The sequence below is a fragment of the Variovorax sp. PBL-E5 genome (genome assembly GCF_901827185.1).
Classification (GTDB): Bacteria; Pseudomonadota; Gammaproteobacteria; order Burkholderiales; family Burkholderiaceae_C; genus Variovorax.
In genome coordinates this window covers 428,580-452,195 of record NZ_LR594671.1, presented here as the reverse complement: position 1 = coordinate 452,195, position 23,616 = coordinate 428,580, and the positions used below count along the sequence as shown (strand labels likewise).

The window sequence follows — 23,616 nt, the reverse complement described above, 5'->3', positions numbered from 1 at the left end:
CAGGCTCCTGGGTCGTTCTTGTGGAATGTAGGGTCGAGGCTTCGAAATGCGAGTCGGACAGGCGACTCATTTATCGGAGGTATTTGCCCCGCAGGTAATCGAGGTAAGCCCTCGACTCGGTGGAGACGTAGGGCGAAACCAGCGTCAGCGTGTAGAAGGCCGCGAGGCCCGGATCGGCCTGCTGCAAGGCGTCGCGCCCGGGCACCAGGCGCTCGAAGGACAGCCAGCAGGTGGTGGTGAAGACCATCTGCAGGGCCAGCATCTGCGCCTCTTCGGCTGTCGCATCGATGACACCGGCGCCGACCAGCGTCTCGCACAGCGCCTGCGCCGCCAGCAGGTTCTGCGCAGTCAGCGCCTGGGCGCGCTGGCCGAGCGCGGGATATTCGCTCGCGAGATAGGCCATGTCGCGGTAGACGAAGCGAAAGGCCTCGATCGCCTCGAAGCGCAGATGCAGCGCGAGCCAGAGGTCGTCGATCGCGCGCACGGTGGCGGCAGAGCCGTTGAGCAGTGCGAGCCTGTCCTCGAAGCGCCGGAACAGGCGATCGACGATGAGTTGCTTGGCCTTGAAGTGGTAGTGCAGGTTGCCGGGGCTGATCTCCAGCTCCGCTGCGATCCGGTGCGTCGACACCGCCGCCAGCCCTTGTGCGTTGAACAACGCCAGGCTGACCTGCAGGATGCGTTCGCGCGTGTTGGAGCTGGCCACGACGAGGGATGCGGACCGCGCCGGCCTCAGCGCTTGCGCCGGCCCGATTCGATGCGCTCGAGGTGCTCCTGCAACTGGCGCATCTGTTCGCGCAGTTCCTGGATTTCCTGGGCGCCCGGCATGCCGAGGCGCTGCAGCGCGGTGGCGACGCGCTGGTCGAAGACATCTTCGAACTTGCGGATGCCGAAGCTGTCGAGGCTCGGGAATCCGCGCGCGGGAGCGGCCTTGCCGCCCGCCGCGTCGGGCCTGCCTTGCGCGATGCCGAGCAGGCTTTCGATCACGTTGGTCTGGCGCTTGACGACGTCGTTGCGCACGTTGTCCAGGGCCTTCAGGCCGGCACGCAGGAGGGCTTGCGCGCCGGGCTTCTTCGCCGGCGGCGCGGCGGGGGTCGCATCTTGCGATCGGGTTTTCCTTGCCGCTGCGGTCTTGCGCACCGCGGCCTTGCGGGCCGGCGGCGCCTTGGCAGAGGCCGGCGCCTTCTTCTTCACGGCTACAGTTTCATCGCGGCGAGTCGCCATGCGTGGCTCCGAAAAGGCGTTGGGAAGAGAGGCCGCCGTCCGCCATCCGGTCAGGCCTTGCGCGTGGTGCGCGCCGCGCGGCGTGCGACCGGCTTGGCCTTGGCCTTGACGGTCCGGGCCGCCTTGGCGACGGGAGCGCCGGCCACGCGATCTTCGATTTTCTTGGCGCCGGCGACGATGCGGTCGGCGATCTGCACCGAGACCTGGGCGATCGGCATGTGGAGGCTGTTGAGCGTGCCGAGCACCGAGTTGCCCAGCGGCGATTCGACGCGCGCGGCCAGCTTGGAGACCGATTCGATGCCGGTGGTGGCGCCGGTGGCGACGCGGTCCATCACGTTGACGACGCGGCTGGTGTCGATGTCGAGGCGGTTGGCCAGGAAGCCGTTGACCTTTTCCTGCGCGCCGATCAGGCGGGCCTTGATGTCTTCGTTCAAGAGCGGCAGCTGGCGGTTGCCGAGGAACTGGCCGTAGCGCGAGGCGGCGCCGTTCAGCAGGCGATGCGCGCCGCTGCGATAGGCGCTGACGAGGGTCTTGCCGGCGTCGCTGTACTGGCCGACGACGTGAATGGCGGCGCTTGCGAAGTTCTGGGTGGACATGGTGGTTTCCTTGATGAAGTTGATGGGTCTCATCTTCTTCGCAAAGCCCTAGGCCTGAAAAACTAGAACGGTTCGATAGTTAGTCCAACTGCCCCAATTCCGACCCTGGCATGCTACGACGGCACGGCGCCCCATCCGTGCGGCGCGGCACTCGGGCTTACCCGCAAGCCGGCGCGCATGCTGTACCGTCGGCGCATCGCCGGCCGACACGACATCCTTCGCAAGGACTTCTGCCATGACCATCACCCTCCAACTCATCGGTGCGCCCACCGACATCGGCGCCAGCGTCCGCGGCGCCGGCATGGGCCCGGACGCGCTGCGGGTGGCGGACATCGCGGGCATGCTCGCGCGCCTGGGCTTCACCGTCGTCGACAGCGGCAATCTCGCCGGACCGGCGACGCCCTGGGCCGCGCCGATGGACGGCCTGCGCCATCTCGACGAGGTGGTCGTCTGGAATCGCGCGGTCTACGCGGCGGTCGACCAGGCGCTCGGCGCAGGCCGCCTGCCCGTCCTGCTGGGCGGCGACCATTGCCTGGCGATCGGCTCGATCAGCGCGATCGCGCGGCAGGTGCGCCAGCGTGGACAGAAGCTGCGCGTGCTGTGGCTGGATGCGCATTCCGACGTCAACACCGAGACCACCAGCCCGAGCGGCAACATCCATGGCATGCCCGCGGCCTGCCTGCTGGGCCACGGTCCGGCGGCGCTGACCGGCTGGAGCGGCGAGCGCGCCGCGATCGCGCACGACGCGATCCGCTTTCTCGGCATCCGCAGCGTCGACGCCGACGAGAAGGCGGCGATCCGCGCGCTCGGGCTCCAGGTGTTCGACATGCGCCACATCGACGAGCACGGCATGCGCACGACGATGACCGAAGCGCTGCAGGATGTCGACGACGACACCCACCTGCACGTGAGCTTCGACCTCGACTGCCTCGATCCGGACTACGCGCCCGGTGTCGGCACCGGCGTGCGCGGCGGCCCGACCTGGCGCGAGATGCAGCTGTGCATGGAGATGATCGCCGACACCGGCCGCCTCGGCTCGCTCGATGTGGTGGAGCTCAATCCGGCGCTGGATGTGCGCAACCGCACGGCGGAGGTGGCGGTGGAGCTGATCGAGAGCCTGTTCGGCAAGTCGACGCTTGCGCGTTGAAAACCGTTGACGGCCTCGCCAAAAGAGGCCCGACCGTGAATTTTCGAACACTTCAAATTAAACACATCGTCTTACATTCCTAAGCATTCGCTGCGGCTTATGGAGAACTGAGATGGGCGTTCGCAAAATTGGACTGCTGGTGGAACAACCGACCGATGGATCGTATTTCTGGGTCATCCACGAGGATGTCCGCCAGGACGGCCGTTTCGAGCCGCTGCACCGCGCAGAGCGCTCGTTCGCGACCTATTCGGCCGCGCTGGCCCAGGGCTACGGCGTGTTGCAGCGCCTGTGCGGGCTGACGGGCCTGCCCGCCTGCGCCGCGCGCTCGGTTGCGCTATCGCTCTAGCAGGCGCGCGGCAACATCGTTGCCCGGACCCGGTGCCCGGCAAAGGCAAGCGGCCCGGGTGGAAAAACAGGCGTGGCATGCAGGGTCTCGCCTTCGCCCGTACAGTGGGTCGTTTCACCGGACGACAACGACACACCGAATGACAGGCAACGCGCAAGTCCCGGCAGCCAGATCCCCGGGGCCGCTTCGCATCCTGGTCGTGGAAGACGACCCCGACACGCTGGCGGCCACCCTCGAGATGATCCGGTTGCTCGGCCACTGGGCCACCGGCGTCAGGAGCGCGGAGATCGCCAAGGACCGCTTCTTCGAAGGCGCCTTCGACGTGCTGATGACCGATGTCGGACTGCCCGCTTTATCAGGTCTGGACCTGGCCGAGATCCTGCGATCGCGGCACACGCTGGAAGTCATCTTCGCGACCGGGCAGCCGAGGCCGGCAAGGCCCATGCCCGGCACGGTCTGGCTGCGAAAGCCCTTCGATGTCGAGCAGCTCGAGGCGGCGCTCGGCCAGACACGGAACCGGGCCGCCGCGGCCTGAGCACGCCCTCAGCCGCGCGTGGCCGATGGCGGCACCGGCCGCAAGACCGGCTCGGACGGCGTCGTGGCCGCCGCCGGCGCGGGCGCCAGCGGCTCGGACGGCGTGATTTCGGCGGCCTCGGGCAGAAAGCGGTCGATCAGCGCGAAGAAGCGGTCGTAGAAGCGCTCGTCCGTCAACGTTTCGCTGGCGACCTTGACCAGTGCGTCGTCGCTGGACGAAAAAGGCAGCGACAGCGAGCCGATCGCACCGACGCCCACGCTGGCCGAGTTGTTGACTTTCTTGATGCCGTAGCGGTCCTGCAGCGCACTGGCGAAGGCGATCGTGTTGCGTGCGCCGCCCTTGCCGTCGCTTTCGCGCGCGCAGACGACGCGGAATTCGACTTCGACATGCACCTCGGTGGCCGGCTGGAAGCTCTTGCGCCCGGTCACCAGATCGGCGTTGCCCGCCGTGATCATGTAGCCCTGGCTCAGCAACGCACGCCGGGCCGCTTCGCAGGTCTGGGCCTCGCTGGCGCCGTAGGTGCGCGTGTGGGTGGTGGTGGAATCGAACTCTTCCGGTTCGTAGGAGACGCGCTTGGTGGGCAGATCGCCGCAGCCGGCAAGAACGAGCGGAAGCAGCAGCAGGAAGGAAGCGCGGGACAACGGCAAACGCATGGCGGCATCGGGTGGGTCAGGATCAGGGATGCTAGCGGCACCCCATCGCGCGGAACGAACCACCCTTTGACGATGCCGCGGGCCTGGCGTTCCCGCTCAGCCGCCGATGCGCAGTGCGATCACGGGTAGAGGCCACGCTCCTGGCGCGCCATCAGGATGCGCTCGCAAGCCACGGCGAAGGTGGCGGTACGCAGCGTGATCTTGTGCTTGTCGGCCGTGTCCCAGATGTTGTTGAGCGCGTTCATCATGATGCGGTCCAGCCGCACGTTGATCTCGTCCTCGTCCCAGAAGAAGGACGAGAAGTCCTGCACCCACTCGAAGTAGCTCACCGTCACGCCGCCGGCATTGCAGATCACGTCGGGCACGACCAGCACGCCGCGCTCGGCCAGAATGTCGTCCGCGACCGGCACCGTCGGGCCGTTGGCGCCTTCGAGCACCAGCTTGGCGGTGGTCTTCTTCGCGCGTTCGGCGGTGATCTGGCCTTCGAGCGCCGCGGGGATCAGGATGTCGCAGGCCACGTCCCAGAAGGCTTCGTTGGCGATCACGTCGCCGCCCTTGAAGCTCACCAGGCCGTCGGCGCGCGAGAGCGGGATCAGTGCCTTCAGGTCGAGGCCGTTCTCGTTGACGATGGTGCCCGTGTGGTCCTGCACCGAGACGATCTTCGCGCCGGCTTCGACGAACAGCTCCGCCGCGACCGAGCCCACGTTGCCGAAGCCCTGGACCGCGATGCGCGCGCCGCGCAGGTCGAGCCCGAGGCGCCGCGCGGCCTCGCGGCCGGTGACGAACACGCCGCGGCCGGTCGCCTTGACGCGGCCGAGCGAGCCACCCAGGTGCAAAGGCTTGCCGGTGACGACGCCGGTGGCGGTGCCGCCGATGTTCATCGAATAGGTGTCCATCATCCACGCCATGATCTGCGCGTTGGTGTTGACGTCGGGCGCCGGGATGTCGGTGTGCGGGCCGATGATGATGCCGATCTCGCTGGTGTAGCGGCGCGTGATCTTCTCGAGCTCCTTCTGCGACAGCTTCTTCGGATCGACACGGATGCCGCCCTTGGCGCCGCCGTAGGGCAAGTTCACCGCCGCGGTCTTCACCGTCATCCAGGCCGACAGCGCCATCACTTCTTCCAGCGTCACGTCCGGGTGGAAGCGCACGCCGCCCTTGCCCGGGCCGCGCGACATGTTGTGCTGCACGCGGAAGCCCTCGAAGTGGGCGATGGTGCCGTTGTCCATTTCGATCGGCACGTCGACGATCAGCGCGCGCTTGGGGCGCTTGAGCGTCTCGGCCCAGCGGGCCAGGTCGCCCAGGTAGGGCACGACGCGGTCGACCTGCGACAGGTAGGTGCCCCAGGGGCTGTTGGCGGTCGGATGAACGTAAGAGAGATCGGCGCCCATGGCAATCCTTGTGGTTGAACGAATGGCCGTGACGATAGACCTCCGATGCCCGGCGCGCCATGCCCTATGCGCGATGCGTTGCCGGTTATGCGCTTGCGGCAAGCGGCGCCGGACGCCCAACGTTCAGCGCGCGCCGAAGATCGCCGTGCCGATGCGGACCATCGTGCTGCCGGCCGCGATCGCCGCCTCGAGGTCGGCCGACATGCCCAGCGACAAGGTGTCCACCGCGAGCCCGGCCTCCCGCATGCCGCCGAAAACCGCGGCGGCGCGCAGGAACAGATCCCGCTGCGCCGCGAAGTCCGGCGCCGGCTCGGGAATCGCCATCAGCCCGCGCAACTGCAACCGCGGCAGTGCCGCCACGGCGCGCGCCAGCGGCAGCGCCTCGCTGGCCGGCACGCCGGACTTGTTGGCGCCCCCGTCCACGTTCACCTGCAGGCAGACCTGCAGCGGCGGCAGATGGGCCGGGCGCTGTTCGCTCAGGCGCTCGGCGATCTTGAGGCGGTCGATGCTGTGGACCCAGTCGAAATGCTCGGCCACGGTGCGTGTCTTGTTGCTTTGCAAGGGTCCGATGCAATGCCATTGAAGCTGGTCGCGAAGCCCCGCCAGGGCTTCGATCTTCGCAACGCCTTCCTGGACATAGTTCTCGCCGAAGGCCTGCTGGCCGGCGGCAAGGGCCTCGCGCACCGCGTCGGCCGCAAAGGTCTTGGACACCGCGAGCAAGTGCACGCTCGCCGGATCACGGCCGACGGCTGTGCATGCTGTCACGATCCGGGCGCGAACTTGTTGGAGCTTGTCGTCAATCATCGTCATAATCATCAAAAGCGTATCAAAACGTCACCGAGGAACTTCGTGGACATCACCCAACTGCTGGCCTTCAGCGTCAAGAACAAGGCGTCGGATCTGCATCTGTCGTCCGGGCTCCCGCCCATGATCCGGGTGCACGGCGACGTGCGGCGCATCAATGTCGACGCGCTCGACCACAAGGCCGTGCACGCCATGGTGTACGACATCATGAGCGACACGCACCGCAAGCACTACGAGGAATTCCTCGAAGTCGATTTCTCCTTCGAGATCGAGGGGCTGGCGCGCTTCCGGGTCAACGCCTTCAACCAGGCGCGCGGCGCGGCCGCGGTGTTCCGGACCATTCCCTCGAAGATTCTCACGCTGGAGCAGCTCAACGCGCCCAAGATCTTCGGCGACCTCGCGCTCAAGCCGCGCGGTCTCGTGCTGGTGACCGGCCCGACCGGCTCGGGCAAGTCGACCACGCTGGCCGCGATGATCAACTTCCTCAACGAAACCGAGTACGGCCACATCCTCACGGTGGAAGACCCGATCGAGTTCGTGCACGAATCGAAGAAGTGCCTGATCAACCAGCGCGAGGTCGGGCCGATGACACTGTCCTTCGCGAACGCGCTGCGCTCGGCGCTGCGCGAAGACCCGGACGCGATCCTGGTCGGCGAAATGCGCGACCTCGAAACCATCCGCCTCGCGATGACCGCGGCCGAAACCGGCCACCTGGTGTTCGGCACGCTGCACACCTCGTCGGCCGCCAAGACCATCGACCGGATCATCGACGTGTTCCCGGGCGAGGAAAAGGAAATGATCCGCGCCATGCTGTCGGAGTCGCTGCAGGCCGTGATCTCGCAGACGCTGTGCAAGACCAAGGACGGCCAGGGCCGGGTGGCGGCGCACGAGATCATGCTGGGCACCTCCGCGATCCGCAACCTGATCCGCGAAGGCAAGGTGGCGCAGATGTATTCGTCGATCCAGACCGGCAGCGGCCAGGGCATGCAGACGCTGGACCAGAACCTCACCGATCTCGTGCGCCGCAACGTGATTTCGGCCGCGGAAGCGCGCGGCAAGGCCAAGATCCCCGAGAATTTCCCTGGATGAAGCACACCCCCAGGCTGCGCGCACTTCGTGTCGCTTCGCCAACCCCCTTGCAGGGGGCAATATCGGCGGACCGGCGAAGCCGGATCCGCGGTATTTCTGGAATCGGGGGGCGGCCGCCGCCGTCTCTCAACAGTTGAAGTAGGAGTTGTCAGATGGAACGCGATCAAGCCAGCCAGTTCATCAACGATCTGCTCAAGCTCATGGTGAGCCGCAACGGCAGCGACCTGTTCATCACGGCCGACTTCCCGCCGGCGATCAAGGTCGACGGCAAGGTCACCAAGGTCTCACAGCAGGCGCTCGGCGCGCAGCACACGCTGGCGCTCACGCGCTCCGTCATGAACGACCGCCAGACGGCCGAGTTCGAGCGCACCAAGGAATGCAACTTCGCGATCTCGCCGACCGGGATCGGGCGCTTCCGCGTCAATGCCTTCGTGCAGCAGGGCAAGGTCGGCATGGTGCTGCGGACCATTCCGGCCAAGCTACCGACCATCGATGGCCTCGGCATGCCGCAGGTGCTCAAGGATGTGTCGATGACCAAGCGCGGCCTGACGATCCTGGTGGGCGCGACCGGCTCGGGCAAGTCGACCACGCTGGCCGCGATGATCGACTGGCGCAACGAGAACTCCTACGGCCACATCGTGACGGTCGAGGATCCGGTCGAGTTCGTGCACCCGCACAAGAACTGCGTGGTGACGCAGCGCGAGGTCGGCATCGACACCGACAGCTGGGAAGCCGCGCTGAAGAACACGCTGCGCCAGGCGCCCGACGTGATCCTGATGGGCGAGATCCGCGACCGCGAGACCATGGAGCATGCGGTCGCCTTCGCCGAGACCGGGCATCTGTGCATGGCCACCCTGCATGCCAACAGCGCCAACCAGGCGCTCGACCGCATCATCAATTTCTTCCCCGAGGAACGCCGGGCCCAGTTGCTGATGGACCTGTCGCTGAACCTGCGCTCGCTGATCTCGCAGCGCCTGATCCCGACCGAGGACGGGCATGGCCGCATCGCCGCGGTCGAAATCCTGCTCAACACGCCGCTGATCTCCGACATGATCTTCAAGGGTGAGGTGGGCGAGATCAAGGAGATCATGAAGAAGAGCCGCAACCTCGGGATGCAGACCTTCGATCAGGCGCTGTTCGACCTGTTCGAGGGCAACGCGATCACCTTCGAGGATGCGATCCGCAACGCGGACTCGGCCAACGACCTGCGACTGCAGATCAAGCTCAACAGCCAGCGCGCGCGCACGCCCGATCTGTCGGCAGGCACGGAACATTTCGCAATCGTGTGAGCGCGCGGCGGCCACGGCTGCTGCGCGCTAAGCTCGGGGCATGAGCAGCCTCAACCCCAAAACCTACGACTCCGTTCCCTCGCAGAAGGTCGCCTTCCTCGGCCTCGGTGTGATGGGCTATCCGATGGCCGGCCATCTCGCGCTCGCGGGGCACGCGGTCACGGTCTACAACCGCAGCGCCGCCAAGGCGGCGGCCTGGCAGGCCGAGATCGCAGCGCAGGCGAAGGCGGCCGTGGGCCACGCGCCGACGCCGCGCGAGGCGGCCTCGAAGGCCGACATCGTATTCTGCTGCGTGGGCAACGACGACGACCTGCGCGCAGTGGTACTGGGCGACGACGGCGCCTTCGCGGGCATGGCGAAGGGCTCGGTCTTCGTCGATCACACGACGGCTTCGGCCGACGTGGCACGGGAACTCTCCAAGGCCGCGCTCGACCGTGGCCTGCAGTTCATCGATGCCCCGGTGTCCGGCGGCCAGGCCGGCGCCCAGAACGGCGCGCTGACGGTGATGTGCGGCGGCGATGCGGCCGCCTTCGAGCGCGTGCGGCCCGTGGTCGCGGCCTTCGCGCGGGCCGTGACGCTGCTCGGTGCCAGCGGCGCGGGACAGTTGGCGAAGATGGTCAATCAGATCGCGATCGCGGGCCTGGTCCAGGGCCTGTCCGAGGCGATCGCCTTCGGCCAGCGCGCCGGCCTCGACATGAACGAGGTGCTGGGCGTGATCGGCAAGGGTGCCGCGCAGAGCTGGCAGATGGACAACCGCGGCAGGACCATGATCGAAGGCAAGTTCGATTACGGCTTCGCGGTCGACTGGATGCGCAAGGACCTGGGCCTGGTGCTCGACGAGGCCAAGCGCAATGGCGCCCGGTTGCCGGTGACGGCGCTGGTCGATCAGTTCTATGCCGACGTGCAGCAGATCGGCGGCGGGCGCTGGGACACTTCGAGCCTCATAAAACGGCTTTAGCTCGCCCCCAGGCTGCGCGCACTTCGTGTCGCTTCGCCAACCCCCTACCGGGGGCAACACCAGCGGCCCGGCGAAGCCGGTTCCGCGGTGTTTCTGGTATTGCCGCCCTATCGGACGGGGGTGGCGACGGCGCCGCCCTGCGGCGGCGAGCCTGCGGGTGGCAGGGGCTCCATCGGCGGCAGCGGCACGTTGGAGCGCGATGACGACGCGGCGCCGGTGCCGCCTTGCGGCACCTGGCCGGCGAGTTCGGCCTCGCTGACGATCTCGACCACGCGCACGACCTTGCGCACGCCGGAGACGCCGCGCGCGATCTCGGTCGCGCGGTCGGTTTCGCGGCGGGTGGCCAGGCCCATGATGTAGACCACGCCGCGCTCGGTCACGATCTTGAAGGAGTTGGCGAAGATGTCCTTGGCATCGAGCAGCGAGGCCTTGACCTTGCCGGTGATGTAGGTGTCGTTCGACCGTTCCGGGAATGTGCTCGACGGCCCCACCGCCAGCTCGTTGACGACCGAGCGGACGTTGTCCATGCGCTGGATCACGTCCTCGACCCGGCGGCGATCGGCCTCGCTGCCGACCGTGCCCGTCAGCAGCACTTGCCGGTTGAAGCTCGTGACGCTGACGTACATCTCGTCGTTGGCGATGTCGCGCACCCGCGCGGCGCCGCGCAGCTCGATGGTCTGGTCGTCCAGCTGCGCGCCGGAGCTGCGGCGATCGGTCGCGACCAGGCCGACCCCGGCCGCCGCCGCACCGCCGACCACCAGCGGCACGCAACCGGAAAGCCCGGCCACCAGGGCGGCACTGGCACTCAGTGCGAACGCGATGCGTTGGAGGGATGTCGTCGTCATATGGAACCTTCCTGTTCTCCGAGTAACTGGGCGTCCACGCCGTCGCACAGGCAATGCAGCGCAAGCAGATGGACTTCATGAATTCGGGCCGCGCGCTCGTGCGGCACGCAGACCTGGACATCGGTTTCGCGCAAAGCCCGGCCCACCGCCCCGCCGGCAGCGCCGCCGGCCGCATTGCCGAGCAGCGCGACCACTGTCATGTCGCGCGCATGCGCCGCTTCCACCGCGGCCAGCACGGCTGCGGATTGGCCGCTCGCGCTCAAGGCCAGCAGCACATCGCCGGCCTGCCCCAGCGCACGCACCTGGCGCGCGAAGCGGTCGGCGTCGAGCGCATCCGCGGTATCGGCCGCGGGGTCGGTCGCATCGCCGGGCAAGGCGATCGCGCCAAGCTCGGGGCGATCGCGCTCGAAGCGGCCCACGAACTGCGCGGCGAACTGCGCCGCCAGGAAGCCCGAGACGCCCGCACCGCAGGCCAGGATCTTGCCGCCGCTGGTCACGCAGGCCAGCAGCGCCTGCATGGCCTGCGAAATCGGCTTTCCAAGCAACGGGCCTGCCTGGTATTTGAGGTCGGCGCTGTCGATGAAGTGCTGCTGGATCCGTTGCTCGAGCATGGGCCGGGATGATAACTGCGCGGGGTGAAACAAGACGTGTGTTGCGTTGAGCCCGATCGGCTGCGGCAGTTCCCTCGTCGATGCATCAACCGGCGTCGAAGGCGCCTTGCAGCCATTCGATGCCCGCCTCGACCAGCACCACATCGAAGCGGCAGGGCGGCAGCGCCGGCAGCCGGCCGAGGTAGTGCCGCGCGGCGAACACGATGCGGCGCTGCTTCACGCCGGTGATGCTGCCCGCGGCGCCGCCATGCGTGGTGCCGGCGCGGTGCCGCACCTCGACGAAGACCAGCGTGCCGTCCTTCGGATCGCGCATGATCAAATCGATCTCGCCGCCGCCGCGGCCGGGGGTTCGATAATTGCGCGCACGCAGCGTCAAGCCCGCCGCCAGCAGATGGGCGAGCGCGGCGTCTTCCGCCGCGTCGCCGCGTTCCTTGGTCGTCACCGAGATGGCCTCCCTGCCGTCCTGTTATGGAGTCAGTCCGTTGAATTCACTCGCTCCCGCTTCGTTCGGCGCCGCCCTGCAGGCGGCACGCGATGCCGCGGGTGCGCAGCATTATCCGCAGGCCACGCTCTACGTGGTCGCCACGCCGATCGGCAACCTGGCGGACATCACGCTGCGTGCGCTGCAGGTGCTGCAGCAGGTCGATGCGATCGCCTGCGAGGACACCCGCCACACCCAGAGCCTGCTGCGTGCCTACGGCATCGACCGCCCGGGCGCGCAGTTGCTCGCCATCCACCAGCACAACGAAACCGAAGCGGCGCAGTCGGTGGTCGCGCGGCTCGCGCGAGGCGAACGCATCGCCTACGTGAGCGATGCCGGCACGCCGGGCGTGAGCGACCCGGGCGCGCGCCTGGTCGCCGCCGTGCGCGAGGCGGGCCACCGCGTGCTGCCGCTGCCGGGCGCCAGCAGCGTCACCACGCTGATCGGCGCGGCCGGACTGGTCGCGGCCGGCGACGACAGCAGCGCCTTCGTGTTCGCCGGCTTCCTGCCGAGCAAGGCCGGCGAGCGCGATGCGGCCGTGCTGCGGCTGGAGCGCGAGCCGCGCAGCGTCGTGCTGCTCGAGGCACCGCATCGCATCGAGGCGCTGGCGCGCGCACTGGCCACGCTGGGCGAACGGCGGGTGACGGTGGGCCGCGAACTCACCAAGCAATTCGAGGAGATCGCGACCGTCACGGCCGCCGCCCTGCCGGACTGGTTCGCGGCCAGCCGCGACCGCACGCGCGGCGAATTCGCGCTGGTGCTGCATCCCAAGGCCGTCGTCGCCGACGACGGTGCCGAGGGCGAACGCGTGCTGCGACTGCTGCTGGCCGAGCTGCCGCTCAAGAGCGCAGTGCGTCTCGCGGCCGAGATCAGCGGCGCGCCGCGCAACGCGCTCTACGACACCGCGCTGCGCCTGCGCGAGCAAGCCGGGAACGGGTAGCCGCTGCTCAGCCGTCGAGCTCGGGATAGGCGCGGAAGATGCCGTCCTCGTTGAACGCGATGCGGCGCGGGCTCTGCAGATAGTCGTGCACGCGCTGGCGGCGGCTCACGTTGAGGTGCAGCTTCGCCACCGCCGGCGTCTTCGCCATCGCATGCGCCGTGGCCTTGGGAAATGCATAGCGCAGCCCCGCCACCAGCTGGAACAGCGACAGGTCCGCATAGGTCAGCGCATCGCCGACCAGATGCAGGTCGCCCGCCGGATTGCGCTGCAGCACGCGCTCGAACCAGCCGAGGAACTTCGGAATGCGTGCTTCGCGAAAGGCACGCGCCCGCTCCAGCGCCGCGTCGCGCTGGTCTTCGTAGTAGGCACCGGTCGACAGCGGATGGTGCGTGTCGTGCGCCTCGGCCACGGCGTCGGCGATGGTCAGCTGCAGCTGATGGGTCCAGAGCGCGTCGGCCTCGCCGGCGCCGACGAGGCCGAGGCGCGGGCCGAGGTACAGCAGGATCGCGGATGTCTGCCCGATCACGATATCCCCGTCGATCAGGAAGGGCGGGGCGAATGGGGGGCGCGGGTTGTGCGGATCGCCGAGGCGCCGCCCGAGCGCGGCCTCGCCGCCGCCCTTGGGGGGCGGCTCGCGCGCCACGTCGACGTATTCGGCACCGGCGGCTTCGAGCGCCAGGCGCACGAACTCGCCGCGGCCCTGGATGGTGGGCCAATAGTGAAGTTGATAGGCCAAGACGGGAACCTCCACGCGGTCAGAGCTGCGCATTCTGCCGCCGCCGGCAGACCGCGGTGCGTGGTCGCGGGCCGGCTGCGCGTGTGATCCGGGTCCGACTATGGACGGGCGCCGGTCGCGCGCGCCAGCATCGCGCGAAACGCGTCGAAGATCCTGGCCATGTGCGGCAGCTTGTAGGGAAAGAGATCCGGCGGATCCATCGCATGCACCACCGCACCGGTGCATACCTCGAACACCAGCAGTTCGCCGTCCGGCGTCTCTGCGCAGTCGATCACCAGATAGTCCAGCCCGAAGCGCTCGGCGACCGTGCGCAAGGCCTCGGCATGGCGCCGGCCGAAGCCGTGCGCGAAGTCGCGCATGAAGGCTTCTTCCTCTGCGCGCTTGGACGCGCTGTCGGTCATGCCGGCGTTGAGATAGTGAATCATCCAGTGCGCGGACACGCCCATGTGCGCCGGATAGGGCACGCCATCCACGAGCACGATGCGGTACTTGCGGAACAACCCGTCTTCGCCGCGGTAGTCGATGAAGCGGGAGATGAAGAACTCTTCGCCGGCCGTCGCCTGCAGATAGGCGGCCATGTCGTGCGCCGCATCGACCCTGGCCAACCCGCGGCCCGCATGCGAGTTGACCGGCCGCACGATCACCGGAAAGACGCCGTCCGACAGCAGCTCGCCGATGGCCAGTCCGTCGATCGACAGCCGCTCCAGCGCGTCGCGTGGGGTCCGGGTGGTCATCGGAATCGAGACGCCCGCGGCCGCATCCAGCAGCTGGTAGGCCTGCGTGCGCGAGGTGTTCACGATCCGGTCGGGCAGGTTGAGGACCGGCTTGCCCCATGACCCGACGCTGCCGGCGAGCCGGCGATGGAGGCCGCGCACCGAATCCGATTCGGCGACGGCAATGAAGACGGCATCGCAGGCCGGCAATTCGGTCGGGATCGGCTCGCCCGGCAACAGGTAGAGCATGCCGAGCGAGACATCCGAGTCCTCGAGCAGGAAGGGCAGCGGCGTGTTCGTCATCAGGTCGCCCGGCGCCATGATCGCGAGCAGGCGGATGGCGGCGTCGCCACGGGCCGGCAGCTCGTACAGCCGCTTGATCTTCAACGCATGCGCCTGCGCCGCGAGACCGACCTCCCGCTTGCCTTGCAGCTGCAGCAGCGTCGACAGGTCCATCAGCGCCTCGGCATCCTGCTCGTCGGCGCTCGCGCGCGCGATCAGCTTGACGGCGATCGGCGCGAGGTCGATGCCGTCGAAGGCCATCTTCATGAGGCGGGCCATGCCCGCCAGCGAAATTCCGTCGTCGACCATGCAGGTGGGCTCTGGGGTTGAAGTTGCCTTGGAGGTACGGCATCGATCCTAGGGCGCGCAGGCCGGTTTCAATGGGCCGAACAACGCGGTGATGGGGGCTCAGTCCGAGCGTTCGGCGAGGCCGGCCCGCCGCGTCGCCGTGCATGCTGGCCGATGGGCTGCCTTGGACTAGACTTGCCCGATGCCACGTCGGTTCGCGCTCGTTCTGCTGTGGGTCTCTGCCTTCTGGCAGGCATTGACCATGGGCGGCTATGTCCTGACGATCGGCGGCGCGACGGACATCGGGCATGCCGTCCTTCACTGGCAAGAGAAGCCGCACCATCACCATGCGGATGGCTCTGTCTCGCAGAACAGCTCCGCCGAGTCGGCCCATCACATGGCGGCCGATGGATCTCTCGGGGACGCAGCGGTTCCGCCCACGCGCTTGATGCTGCCGCGCATCGACCCAGTCCGTCCCGTCGCGGCGGAAGAGCCTGCCCTGCCCTGGCCCTATCTCGACGGCCTTCAGCGGCCTCCTCGCCAGGCCACCTGAAGACGCATTCGCCCGCCGCGCCTCGGCGCGCGCGGACTGTCTTCATGTTGCCGATCGGCTGCGGATCGCACGCTGCACGCGTGCCTGACTTTCCGCGCCGATAGCCACGCCGGCCAGGAGTCCACCTCCTGCAGAACGCCGACCCCATCTGCTCGGCGCCCTCTTCCCCGTCCAAGCCGGGGAATGCCGCGCCTGGACCCGGGCGGCGGCGCCTTCTTCATCCTCACACGAATGAGAAACACACATGATCTCGACTCTTCTGGCGGCGCCCTGGAGCGTCGCCTCGTACCGTCGGAAGTTCCTCGCCAATCGCGAAGACAACCTGTTCATGGGGTCGTTCGACAGCTTCGCCGCGGCCGAAGCCGCCGCCCCTGCCTCGAAGGCCGTCGGCTATGACAACGCCGAGGCTGCAAAGGCCTTGTACAGCCATCAGATCTACTTCTGGGACTACCCCGCGCTGTTCTGGATCAAGCGCTCGATCGAGGACGGCATGCGCAGCTTCTTCGACCTCGGCGGCCATGTGGGCATCAAGTACTACGCCTTCCGGCGCGTCGCGAACTACCCCGCCGAACTCCGCTGGCGGGTGTGCGACGTGCCGGGTGTCGTGCAAGCCGGCGGGGCCTTGGCCATCGAACGGGAAGCGACCGCGCAGCTGAGCTTCTGCACGGACTTCCGCGAGGCCAGCGGCCACGACGTGCTGTACGCATCGGGCACGCTGCAATACCTGCCCACGCGCATCGGCGAGATCCTCGCCGCGCTTCCGGTCAAGCCCCGACGCATCGTGCTGAACACGACGGCCGCGCACCCGGACCGCACGATGCACACGCTCAACAGCGTCGGCTTCGCGGTGTGTCCCTATCGCATCCAGCGCCATGACGAACTCATGGGCGAGCTGGCATCGGCAGGCTACAAGCGTGTCGATGGCTGGCGCAACGAGGGCAAGCCCATCAAGGTGCCATTCGTCGAAGGGGGCGACAAGGCCTACTACGCGGGAGGCTGTTTCGACAGGCGTTGAGCGGCAGGACGGCCGCTATCCGACAAGTCGCAATGAGGGGGGGGAAATCCCTCCCCCTGTTTCTCTTGATTATTAAATCGATCTTCTGATAATGCGCATTATCTATTCGGTAATACGCATCAGCAATCTTCTTCGGCACCATGGCCACGACCCGTCGCCTGACACAGCACCACATCGCCAAGCTCGCCGGCGTGAGTCAGGCCACGGTGTCGCTGGTGCTCAACGGGGCCGATCCTGCGCTGGTGCGTATTCCTGCGGAAACCCGCGATCGGGTGCAGAAGATCATTCGCGACACCGGCTATGTACCCGATCCGATCGCCCGCCGCATGGCCAACGGGTCGAACCGGATCCTGGGCGTCTTCACCTACGAGCCGGCCTTTCCCAGCGCGCACGCCGACTTCTTCCTGCCCTTCCTGTTCGGCATCGAGGAAGAAGCGCAGGCCCGCGGCTACGACCTGCTGCTGCTCACCGGCGCGGGCCAGGAGGCGCAGCGCAAGATATTCGCCGAGGAGAGCCGCCTGCGCATCGCCGACGGCTGCATCGTGCTGGGCAAGAACTTCGATCGCGATGAACTCGCTCAGCTGATCGCGGGCGACTACCCCTTCGTCGCGATCGGACGGCGCGAGGATGCGGGCGGCCCGGTGCCCTTCGTGGGCGGCGACTACGCGACCGCCACCGGCGCGCTGGTGCGGCAGGCGCGCGAGCTGGGGCATCGGCGTCTGGCCTACCTCGGGCCCATCGGTCCGGCCGAGTCGACGGCGGACCGCTGGGAGGGATTCACCGCGGCCCTCGGCACCGACTTGAATCTGGTCCTGCAACTGCAGGACCTGCCGCCCGCGGACGGCGAGCTGCTCGATGCATTGCTGGCCAGCGGCGCCACCGCGGCCTTCTGCGTCGAGCTGGCCGACGCGGTGCGCCTCGAGCGCGCGGCGCAGGCGCGCGGGCTGGGGCTTCCGGCCGATCTCTCGCTGCTGGCATTGGGTTCGCACATCCGCACCGAGGGCAGCGGCACGCGCTTCGCCTCCTTCGCGATTCCGCGCGAGGAGATGGGACGCCAGGCCACCGCCATGCTCGTTCGCCGGGTGGAAGGCCGCAGCGCGCAGACGCCGCAGCAGGTCCTGCTGCCCTGCGAGCCGATCCGCGGCGAAACGCTCGGCCCGGCGCCGCGCTGACGCGCCAACCCAACCTTCCACTGCAACAACGACGACGCATGCGAGAACTGAAGACGGACATCCTGGTGGTCGGCGGCGGCCTGGGCGGCGTTGCCGCGGCGCTGGGCGCACTCGAAGCCGGCCGCACGGTGGTGATGAGCGAGGAATACGACTGGATCGGCGGCCAGCTCACCAGCCAGGCCGTGCCGCCCGACGAGCACAGCTGGGTCGAGCAGTTCGGCGTCACGCGCCGCTATCGCGCGCTGCGCGACGGCATCCGCCGCTACTACCGCGACCACTATCCGCTGACCGCGGCCAGCCGCGCATGGAATGAACTCAATCCGGGCGCCGGCTGGGTCAGCCGCGTCTGCGCCGAGCCGCGCGTGGGCCTGGCCGTGCTCGAAGCCATGCTGGCCCCTCACCGCGGCAGCGGCCGGCTGACGGTGCTGCAGCCCTACCGCCCCGTGGCCGCCGAGACGCAGGGAGATACGGTGCGCGCCGTGTCGCTGCGCCATCGCGACACCGGCGACACCGTCACGGTGGCCGCTGCCTTCGTGATCGATGCGACCGAGCTGGGCGACCTGTTGCCGCTGACCGGCACCGAGTACCTGACCGGCTTCGAGAGCCAGGACGACACGGGCGAGCCGAGCGCACCCGCCATCGCCCAGCCGCGCAACGTGCAGGCGGTATCGATCTGCTTCGCGATCGACCACGTGGACGGCGACCACACGATCGACAAGCCGCGCAACTACGACTTCTGGCGCGGGTACCAGCCGCACTTCTGGGGCGGGCCGCTGCTGGGCTTCAAGGCGCCGCATCCGCGCACGCTGGAGATCGTCGAGCGCTCCTTCACGCCCAATCCGGACGACGATCCGCTGCAGGTGGACGCCGACCAGCGCAAGGGCGGCGGCGACGAGAACCTCTGGACCTTCAGGCGCATCGCAGCGCGGCGCAACTTCGTGCCGGGTGCCTATGCCTCGGACATCTGCCTCGTGAACTGGCCGATGATCGACTACATGGAGGGCACGATCATCGACGTGCCCGAAGCCGAGAAGGCGCGCCACCTCGAGGCCGCTGCCGAGCTGTCGCACGCGGTCTTCTACTGGCTGCAGACCGAGGCGCCGCGCGCCGACGGCGGCACGGGCTTTCCAGGTCTGCGGCTGCGCGGCGACATCACGGGCACGGCGCACGGATTGGCCATGGCGCCGTACATCCGCGAGAGCCGGCGCATCCTCGGCGTGACGCGCATCGTCGAGCAGCACCTGTCGCATGCCGTGCGCGGCGACCAGGGCGCGCTGCGCTACCGCGACAGCGTGGGGGTCGGCATGTACCGCATCGACCTGCACCCTTCGACGGGTGGCGACAACTACATCGACGTGCCGTCGTGCCCCTTCGAGATCCCGCTCGGCGCCCTGCTGCCGCGGCGCATGACGAACCTGCTGGCCGGCGGCAAGAACATTGCCACCACGCACATCACCAACGGCTGCTACCGGCTGCACCCGGTGGAGTGGAACGTCGGCGAAGCGGCCGGCATGCTGGCCGCGCATTGCCTGGACACCGGCACCACGCCGCACCAGGTGCAGGCCGGCGATGCACGGCTGCTCGCCTTCCAGGCGATGTTGCACCGCGCCGGCATCCAGACGCACTGGCCCGACGTGCGCGCCTACTGAAGCATCGACCGCATCGAAGACAAGACCAGGAGACCCTCACCATGTTCCACCGCAAGACCTCCGCCCTGCTCCGCGCGATCGCCGGCGGGATCGTCCTTTCATTGACCCTCGCGGCCGGCGCGTCGGCCGAGCAGATCAAGCTGCGCATGACCATCTGGAGCGCCAACGAAGCGCACCTGAAGGTCTTCAACGGCATCGCCGAAGGCTTCAGGAAGGAGCACCCCGACGTCACGGTCAGCTTCGAGCCATTGCCCTTCGAGACCTACACCACGGCGCTGACCACGCAGATCGCCGGCGGCAATGCGCCCGACATGGCCTGGATCTTCGAGACCGCCGCCTACGACTTCGTCAACTCGGGCGCGCTGGTGCCGCTGTCGAAGACGCTGGCCGCCACGCCCGGCTACAACGCGGGCGAGATCAGCCCGGCCGCGACCGAGCGCTGGTCGCGGGACGGCGTGCTCTACGCCTATCCCTTCTCGACCTCGCCCTTCGCGGTGTTCGTCAACAACGACCTCATCAAGAAGGCCGGCGCCAAGACCCCGGCGGAGCTGATCGCCGCCGGCCAGTGGACCTGGCCGAACGCGATCGCGACGGCCGAGGCCGTGGCCAAGAGCGGCAAGGGCGGTCTGGTGGTGCGCGACTTCAACTACCAGGCCTGGCAGTACCTGTCCTCGGTCTGGAACGGCTGGGGCGCCATGCCGTGGAGCGCCGACGGCAAGCGCTGCGGCTTCGCCGACAAGCCCATGGTCGATGCGCTGGGCTTCATCCACGACGCGATCTACGCGAAGAAGGCGATGCCCGGGCCGGGCCAGAACCTCGACTTCTTCGCCGGCGATGCCGCCATGACCATCACGCAGATCAGCCGCGCCTCGCTGCTGCCCAAGGACAAGCGCTTCGACTGGGATCTCGTGCCGTTGCCCAAGGGCCCCGCGGGCGACTACGCGATCGTCGGCCAGGCCGGCATCGGCGTGCTGAAGGCCGGCAAGAATTCGGCGAGCGCGGCGGCGTTCGTGGCCTACATGACCAACCCCGAGAACTCGGCCAGGCTGGCGCAGTTCTTTCCTTCGGCACGCAAGTCGCTGCTCAACGCCGACGTGCTGGCGAAGACCAATGCGCTGCTGTCGCCCGCGCAGCTCGACAAGGTCGTGGTCTCGGGCATCGCGACCGGCAAGGTGATGCCGGCGCACACGGATTTCGCACGCCTGCAGCAGGTCGTGCGCGCAGGGCTCGATGCCGTGTGGCAACCGCAGGCCGACATCCCAGCGGCGACACGTGCGATCTGCGATCAGCTCGGACCGCTGCTTGCGCCATAGCGCAGCGCCTGAAGCACCGAGACTCGCCGAGCCACTGCCGTGATCCGTACACAGGACGAATCCGCGACCGGGCGGGCGCCCGTCAAGCCCCGGCCCTTCTGGACCATGGCGCGGCGCGATGGCCTGGCGGGCTTGCTGTTCGCGGCGCCGCAGCTGGCGGGCACGCTCGTGTTCGTGCTGGCGCCCCTGGTCCTCGTGTTCTGGTATTCGCTGCACGAGTGGAACGTGCTGGCCAACACCTTCACCTACACCGGCGGCCGCAACTACGCGCAGCTGCTCGGCGACCCTTCGTTGCCGCGCGTGCTGCTGGCCTCGGCGCTCTTCTCGGCCGGCCTCGTGGTCCTGAACATGAGCCTGGCCCTGCTGCTGGCCGTGCTGCTGAACCAGAAGCTCGCCGGCATCGCGGTGTTCCGCACGCTGTTCTTTTCGCCGGTGGTGGTGTCGCTGGTGGCCTGGACCATCGTCTGGGGCTTCCTGCTGCAGAACAACGGTGGCATCAACGGCCTGCTCGCGCTGCTCGGCATCGAGGGGCCGAACTGGCTGCGCACGCCCACCACCGCCATGCTGTCGGTGATCGTGGTGCAGGTGTTCAAGAACGTGGGGCTCAACATGGTGCTGTTCCTGGCCGCGCTGCAGGGCGTGCCGCGCGAGCTGTACGAGGCGGCGCGCATCGACGGCGCGCCGGTCTTCAAGCAGTTCCGCCGCATCACGCTGCCGCTGATCAGCCCGACCATCCTGCTCACATCGATCATCACCATCGTCGGCTCGCTGCAGGTGTTCGCGCAGATCGCGGTGCTGACGCAGGGCGGCCCGGGCGTGTCGACCACGGTATTGGTGTACTACCTGTACCAGCAGACTTTCCAGTTCCACCGCTTCGGCTACGGCTCCACGCTGGCGATCGTGCTGTTCGCGATCGTGGCGCTGCTGACGCTGGCCCAATGGCAGATGCGCAGGCGTTTCGTCTTCCATGAACAGTGAGATCTCCGTGCGGACGAAGGTCGCGCTCTACGGCGCAATGTGCGTGCTGCTCATCCCCTTCGTGTTTCCCACCTGGTGGATGGTGACTTCGTCGCTCAAGCCGATCAGCGACATCTTCGTGTTTCCGCCGCCGCTGTTCCCAACGCACCCGGACTGGAGCAGCTACAGGCAGGTGTTCACGATCCAGCCCTTCGCGCAGCAATACTGGAACTCGGCCTGGATCGCAGCGGTGGTCACGGCCTGCACGCTCGCCGTGTCGTCGATGGCGGGCTATGCCTTCGCGCGCATCCGCTTTCCCGGCGCCGACCTCTTGTTCATCGTCGTGCTGACGGGGCTGCTGATCCCCGCCGAAGTGACCATCGTGCCGCTGTTCCAGATGTTCCTGAAGCTCGGCTGGGTCAACACGCACTGGCCGCTGGTGCTGATACCGGTCTTCGGTGCGCCCAGCGTGTTCGCCACTTTCATCATGCGCCAGTTCTTCATCGCGCTGCCGCAGGAACTGGAAGAGGCCGCGCGCGTCGACGGCCTCGGGCGCTTCGAGATCTTTCGCACCATCGCGCTGCCGCTCGCGCGGCCGGCGCTGGCGTCGGTGGGCATCTTCACTTTCCTGCAGAGCTGGAACATGTACCTGGAGCCGATCGTGTTCCTGTCGACGCCGACCAAGTTCACGCTGCCGCAGGCGCTCACGCAGTACACCGATGCCTACGGCGGCCCGATGTGGAACATCCAGCTCGCCGCCGCCACGCTCACCGCGCTGCCGGTGCTGATCGTCTTCGTGCTGGCGCAGCGGCAGTTCGTCGAAGGCCTGGCCCATACGGGGCTCAAGGGCTGATCGTCCTCATCCATCCTCATTCATGGCCGAAGTCATCCTCTCCCAAGTCCGCAAGCGCTTCGGCGCCGTCGACGTCATTCACGGGCTCGACCTGCATGTTCGCGACGGCGAATTCCTTGCGCTGGTGGGCCCTTCGGGCTGCGGCAAGTCGACCTTGCTGCGCATGATCGCCGGGCTGGAAAGCGTCACGCACGGAAGCATCGGCATCGGCGCGCGCGATGTGACCGAGCTGGACCCCAAGGACCGCGACATCGCGATGGTGTTCCAGAACTACGCGCTCTACCCGCACATGACGGTGGCCGCCAACATGGGCTTCTCGCTCGAGCACCGCGGCAGCCCCAAGGCGGAGATCGCCGAACGCGTGCGCCGGGCCGCCGAGATCCTGGGCCTGTCGCAACTGCTCGAACGCCGTCCGCGCCAGCTCTCCGGTGGCCAGCGCCAGCGGGTCGCCATGGGCCGCGCCATCGTGCGCGATCCGCAGGTGTTCCTGTTCGACGAGCCGCTGTCCAACCTCGATGCGCAACTGCGCATCGTCATGCGCGGCGAGATCAAGAGCCTGCACCAGCGGCTCCGGACCACCACCCTCTACGTCACCCACGATCAGGTCGAAGCCATGACCATGGCCGATCGCATCGTGGTGCTCAACGCGGGACGCGTCGAGCAGGTGGGGTCGCCGCTGGAGCTCTTCGATCGGCCTGCCAATCGCTTCGTGGCGGCCTTCATCGGATCGCCTGCGATGAACTTCATTCCCGGGCGCTGCACGGCCGAAGGGTTCGCGGCCGGCGGCGTGCTGCTGCCGCTTCCTGCGGAATCCGGCGCGGCGCATGCGGGACGCGAGGCCGTCTACGGCATCCGGCCCGAGCACTTCGAGCGCTGCGCGGCCGGCGAGGGGCTGCCCGCACAGGTGATGCTGGTGGAGCCGCTGGGTTCCGAGACGCAGCTGGTGCTGCGCCTGGGCGACGCGCAGGTGATCGCGCTGTTCCACGAGCGCCTGAGCGCAGCGCCTGGCGACGTGTTGCACCTTCGGCCCAAGGGGCACGCGGCTCATCTCTTCGACGCGCGCAGTGGCGTGCGGATGGTGGCGTTTCCGGACCCGGTCGAAGCCGCTGTGGGAATGCCGCGCGTGGCGTGAGATGGATTCGGCGCGACGCAGCCGTGCGCGCCCGCGCTTGCGCGGGC

General features: G+C 68.1%; 26 protein-coding genes. 15 read left to right on the top strand and 11 right to left on the bottom strand.

Annotated features, from left to right (window positions below):
- Nucleotides 1-70: 70 nt before the first annotated feature.
- From WDLP6_RS02225 to WDLP6_RS02215, 3 genes are all read right to left on the bottom strand, one after another.
- Entirely contained in the window at nt 71-703 is a 633-nt protein-coding gene (locus WDLP6_RS02225) for a TetR/AcrR family transcriptional regulator (RefSeq protein ID WP_162591031.1), read from the bottom strand.
- A gap of 26 nt (nt 704-729) precedes the next feature.
- Nucleotides 730-1,191 (bottom strand): phasin family protein, encoded by a 462-nt coding sequence (locus tag WDLP6_RS02220; RefSeq protein ID WP_232076939.1) that lies wholly within the window; start codon nt 1,189-1,191, stop codon nt 730-732.
- A gap of 80 nt (nt 1,192-1,271) precedes the next feature.
- A complete protein-coding gene (locus WDLP6_RS02215) occupies nt 1,272-1,817 on the bottom strand; it encodes a hypothetical protein (RefSeq protein ID WP_162591029.1) in 546 nt (181 codons plus the stop codon).
- 235 nt (nt 1,818-2,052) lie between these two features.
- Here WDLP6_RS02215 and rocF point away from each other — a divergent pair, with 235 nt between their 5' ends.
- The 3 genes from rocF (at nt 2,053) to WDLP6_RS02200 (ending at nt 3,845) form a co-directional block, all read left to right on the top strand.
- Complete coding sequence (rocF, locus tag WDLP6_RS02210; RefSeq protein ID WP_162591028.1) at nt 2,053-2,964, top strand: arginase; 912 nt, start codon at nt 2,053-2,055, stop codon at nt 2,962-2,964.
- 112 nt (nt 2,965-3,076) lie between these two features.
- Entirely contained in the window at nt 3,077-3,310 is a 234-nt protein-coding gene (locus WDLP6_RS02205; RefSeq protein WP_162591027.1) for a hypothetical protein, read from the top strand.
- 139 nt (nt 3,311-3,449) lie between these two features.
- Entirely contained in the window at nt 3,450-3,845 is a 396-nt protein-coding gene (locus WDLP6_RS02200) for a response regulator (protein WP_162591026.1), read from the top strand.
- An 8-nt stretch (nt 3,846-3,853) separates the two neighbouring features.
- On the opposite strand, the gene WDLP6_RS02195 is transcribed toward WDLP6_RS02200, so the two are convergent.
- The 3 genes from WDLP6_RS02195 to WDLP6_RS02185 form a co-directional block, all read right to left on the bottom strand.
- The gene (locus tag WDLP6_RS02195) at nt 3,854-4,498 is read right to left on the bottom strand and encodes a DUF2242 domain-containing protein (RefSeq protein ID WP_162565578.1); all 645 of its coding nucleotides are present in this window, start codon (nt 4,496-4,498) and stop codon (nt 3,854-3,856) included.
- 119 nt (nt 4,499-4,617) lie between these two features.
- Nucleotides 4,618-5,889, bottom strand: coding sequence for a Glu/Leu/Phe/Val family dehydrogenase (locus WDLP6_RS02190; protein WP_162591025.1), 1,272 nt, complete (start codon nt 5,887-5,889; stop codon nt 4,618-4,620).
- 123 nt (nt 5,890-6,012) lie between these two features.
- On the bottom strand, nt 6,013-6,699 hold the full coding sequence (locus tag WDLP6_RS02185) for a YggS family pyridoxal phosphate-dependent enzyme (protein ID WP_162591024.1): 687 nt from the start codon (nt 6,697-6,699) through the stop codon (nt 6,013-6,015).
- A 39-nt stretch (nt 6,700-6,738) separates the two neighbouring features.
- Between WDLP6_RS02185 and WDLP6_RS02180 the strand changes: the two genes are divergently transcribed.
- From WDLP6_RS02180 to WDLP6_RS02170, 3 genes are all read left to right on the top strand, one after another.
- On the top strand, nt 6,739-7,782 hold the full coding sequence (locus WDLP6_RS02180; RefSeq protein ID WP_162591023.1) for a type IV pilus twitching motility protein PilT: 1,044 nt from the start codon (nt 6,739-6,741) through the stop codon (nt 7,780-7,782).
- A 152-nt stretch (nt 7,783-7,934) separates the two neighbouring features.
- The gene (locus WDLP6_RS02175; protein ID WP_162591022.1) at nt 7,935-9,071 is read left to right on the top strand and encodes a PilT/PilU family type 4a pilus ATPase; all 1,137 of its coding nucleotides are present in this window, start codon (nt 7,935-7,937) and stop codon (nt 9,069-9,071) included.
- Nucleotides 9,072-9,111: 40 nt separating this feature from the next.
- The gene (locus WDLP6_RS02170; RefSeq protein WP_162591021.1) at nt 9,112-10,029 is read left to right on the top strand and encodes an NAD(P)-dependent oxidoreductase; all 918 of its coding nucleotides are present in this window, start codon (nt 9,112-9,114) and stop codon (nt 10,027-10,029) included.
- A gap of 107 nt (nt 10,030-10,136) precedes the next feature.
- Here the strand turns inward: WDLP6_RS02170 and WDLP6_RS02165 are convergent, their stop codons facing one another.
- From WDLP6_RS02165 to WDLP6_RS02155, 3 genes are all read right to left on the bottom strand, one after another.
- On the bottom strand, nt 10,137-10,874 hold the full coding sequence (locus WDLP6_RS02165; protein WP_162591020.1) for a BON domain-containing protein: 738 nt from the start codon (nt 10,872-10,874) through the stop codon (nt 10,137-10,139).
- Nucleotides 10,871-11,485: an SIS domain-containing protein gene (locus tag WDLP6_RS02160; protein WP_162565571.1), complete on the bottom strand. Its 615-nt coding sequence runs from the start codon at nt 11,483-11,485 to the stop codon at nt 10,871-10,873. Before WDLP6_RS02160 ends, WDLP6_RS02165 begins: the two co-directional genes overlap by 4 nt.
- An 85-nt stretch (nt 11,486-11,570) precedes the next feature.
- Nucleotides 11,571-11,933: a YraN family protein gene (locus tag WDLP6_RS02155; RefSeq protein ID WP_162594938.1), complete on the bottom strand. Its 363-nt coding sequence runs from the start codon at nt 11,931-11,933 to the stop codon at nt 11,571-11,573.
- A 34-nt stretch (nt 11,934-11,967) separates the two neighbouring features.
- Here WDLP6_RS02155 and rsmI point away from each other — a divergent pair, with 34 nt between their 5' ends.
- Nucleotides 11,968-12,906: a 16S rRNA (cytidine(1402)-2'-O)-methyltransferase gene (gene rsmI, locus WDLP6_RS02150; RefSeq protein ID WP_162565570.1), complete on the top strand. Its 939-nt coding sequence runs from the start codon at nt 11,968-11,970 to the stop codon at nt 12,904-12,906.
- A gap of 7 nt (nt 12,907-12,913) precedes the next feature.
- Here rsmI and WDLP6_RS02145 read toward each other — a convergent pair whose 3' ends face one another.
- Both WDLP6_RS02145 and WDLP6_RS02140 read right to left on the bottom strand, forming a co-directional pair.
- Nucleotides 12,914-13,642 (bottom strand): glutathione S-transferase, encoded by a 729-nt coding sequence (locus WDLP6_RS02145; protein ID WP_162591019.1) that lies wholly within the window; start codon nt 13,640-13,642, stop codon nt 12,914-12,916.
- Between the two features lie 98 nt (nt 13,643-13,740).
- Nucleotides 13,741-14,946: an ATP-grasp domain-containing protein gene (locus WDLP6_RS02140; RefSeq protein WP_162591018.1), complete on the bottom strand. Its 1,206-nt coding sequence runs from the start codon at nt 14,944-14,946 to the stop codon at nt 13,741-13,743.
- 181 nt (nt 14,947-15,127) lie between these two features.
- Between WDLP6_RS02140 and WDLP6_RS02135 the strand changes: the two genes are divergently transcribed.
- The 8 genes from WDLP6_RS02135 to WDLP6_RS02100 all read left to right on the top strand — a co-directional run bounded on the left by WDLP6_RS02135 (nt 15,128) and on the right by WDLP6_RS02100 (nt 23,569).
- Complete coding sequence (locus WDLP6_RS02135; protein WP_162591017.1) at nt 15,128-15,478, top strand: hypothetical protein; 351 nt, start codon at nt 15,128-15,130, stop codon at nt 15,476-15,478.
- A 244-nt stretch (nt 15,479-15,722) separates the two neighbouring features.
- Nucleotides 15,723-16,493, top strand: coding sequence for a methyltransferase, TIGR04325 family (locus WDLP6_RS02130; RefSeq protein WP_162591016.1), 771 nt, complete (start codon nt 15,723-15,725; stop codon nt 16,491-16,493).
- A 140-nt stretch (nt 16,494-16,633) separates the two neighbouring features.
- On the top strand, nt 16,634-17,665 hold the full coding sequence (locus tag WDLP6_RS02125) for a LacI family DNA-binding transcriptional regulator (RefSeq protein WP_162591015.1): 1,032 nt from the start codon (nt 16,634-16,636) through the stop codon (nt 17,663-17,665).
- Nucleotides 17,666-17,703: 38 nt separating this feature from the next.
- On the top strand, nt 17,704-19,314 hold the full coding sequence (locus WDLP6_RS02120) for an FAD-dependent oxidoreductase (protein WP_174259839.1): 1,611 nt from the start codon (nt 17,704-17,706) through the stop codon (nt 19,312-19,314).
- Nucleotides 19,315-19,355: 41 nt separating this feature from the next.
- Nucleotides 19,356-20,627: an ABC transporter substrate-binding protein gene (locus WDLP6_RS02115; protein ID WP_162591014.1), complete on the top strand. Its 1,272-nt coding sequence runs from the start codon at nt 19,356-19,358 to the stop codon at nt 20,625-20,627.
- 39 nt (nt 20,628-20,666) lie between these two features.
- Nucleotides 20,667-21,605, top strand: coding sequence for a carbohydrate ABC transporter permease (locus tag WDLP6_RS02110; protein WP_197910128.1), 939 nt, complete (start codon nt 20,667-20,669; stop codon nt 21,603-21,605).
- Nucleotides 21,595-22,437 carry a carbohydrate ABC transporter permease gene (locus tag WDLP6_RS02105; RefSeq protein ID WP_162591013.1) on the top strand — a complete coding sequence of 281 codons (843 nt, stop codon included), beginning with the start codon at nt 21,595-21,597 and terminating at the stop codon, nt 22,435-22,437. Before WDLP6_RS02110 ends, WDLP6_RS02105 begins: the two co-directional genes overlap by 11 nt.
- 22 nt (nt 22,438-22,459) lie before the next feature.
- Nucleotides 22,460-23,569 carry an ABC transporter ATP-binding protein gene (locus tag WDLP6_RS02100; protein ID WP_162591012.1) on the top strand — a complete coding sequence of 370 codons (1,110 nt, stop codon included), beginning with the start codon at nt 22,460-22,462 and terminating at the stop codon, nt 23,567-23,569.
- Nucleotides 23,570-23,616 lie beyond the last annotated feature (47 nt).

Coding starts and splice junctions, on each gene's coding strand:
- WDLP6_RS02215 (WP_162591029.1), bottom strand. CDS start 1,817: ATGTCCACCCAGAACTTCGCAAGCGCCGCCATTCACGTCGTCGGCCAG.
- rocF (WP_162591028.1), top strand. CDS start 2,053: ATGACCATCACCCTCCAACTCATCGGTGCGCCCACCGACATCGGCGCC.
- WDLP6_RS02205 (WP_162591027.1), top strand. CDS start 3,077: ATGGGCGTTCGCAAAATTGGACTGCTGGTGGAACAACCGACCGATGGA.
- WDLP6_RS02200 (WP_162591026.1), top strand. CDS start 3,450: ATGACAGGCAACGCGCAAGTCCCGGCAGCCAGATCCCCGGGGCCGCTT.
- WDLP6_RS02195 (WP_162565578.1), bottom strand. CDS start 4,498: ATGCGTTTGCCGTTGTCCCGCGCTTCCTTCCTGCTGCTGCTTCCGCTC.
- WDLP6_RS02190 (WP_162591025.1), bottom strand. CDS start 5,889: ATGGGCGCCGATCTCTCTTACGTTCATCCGACCGCCAACAGCCCCTGG.
- WDLP6_RS02185 (WP_162591024.1), bottom strand. CDS start 6,699: ATGACGATGATTGACGACAAGCTCCAACAAGTTCGCGCCCGGATCGTG.
- WDLP6_RS02175 (WP_162591022.1), top strand. CDS start 7,935: ATGGAACGCGATCAAGCCAGCCAGTTCATCAACGATCTGCTCAAGCTC.
- WDLP6_RS02170 (WP_162591021.1), top strand. CDS start 9,112: ATGAGCAGCCTCAACCCCAAAACCTACGACTCCGTTCCCTCGCAGAAG.
- WDLP6_RS02165 (WP_162591020.1), bottom strand. CDS start 10,874: ATGACGACGACATCCCTCCAACGCATCGCGTTCGCACTGAGTGCCAGT.
- WDLP6_RS02160 (WP_162565571.1), bottom strand. CDS start 11,485: ATGCTCGAGCAACGGATCCAGCAGCACTTCATCGACAGCGCCGACCTC.
- WDLP6_RS02140 (WP_162591018.1), bottom strand. CDS start 14,946: ATGGTCGACGACGGAATTTCGCTGGCGGGCATGGCCCGCCTCATGAAG.
- WDLP6_RS02135 (WP_162591017.1), top strand. CDS start 15,128: ATGCCACGTCGGTTCGCGCTCGTTCTGCTGTGGGTCTCTGCCTTCTGG.
- WDLP6_RS02130 (WP_162591016.1), top strand. CDS start 15,723: ATGATCTCGACTCTTCTGGCGGCGCCCTGGAGCGTCGCCTCGTACCGT.
- WDLP6_RS02125 (WP_162591015.1), top strand. CDS start 16,634: ATGGCCACGACCCGTCGCCTGACACAGCACCACATCGCCAAGCTCGCC.
- WDLP6_RS02120 (WP_174259839.1), top strand. CDS start 17,704: ATGCGAGAACTGAAGACGGACATCCTGGTGGTCGGCGGCGGCCTGGGC.
- WDLP6_RS02115 (WP_162591014.1), top strand. CDS start 19,356: ATGTTCCACCGCAAGACCTCCGCCCTGCTCCGCGCGATCGCCGGCGGG.
- WDLP6_RS02105 (WP_162591013.1), top strand. CDS start 21,595: ATGAACAGTGAGATCTCCGTGCGGACGAAGGTCGCGCTCTACGGCGCA.
- WDLP6_RS02100 (WP_162591012.1), top strand. CDS start 22,460: ATGGCCGAAGTCATCCTCTCCCAAGTCCGCAAGCGCTTCGGCGCCGTC.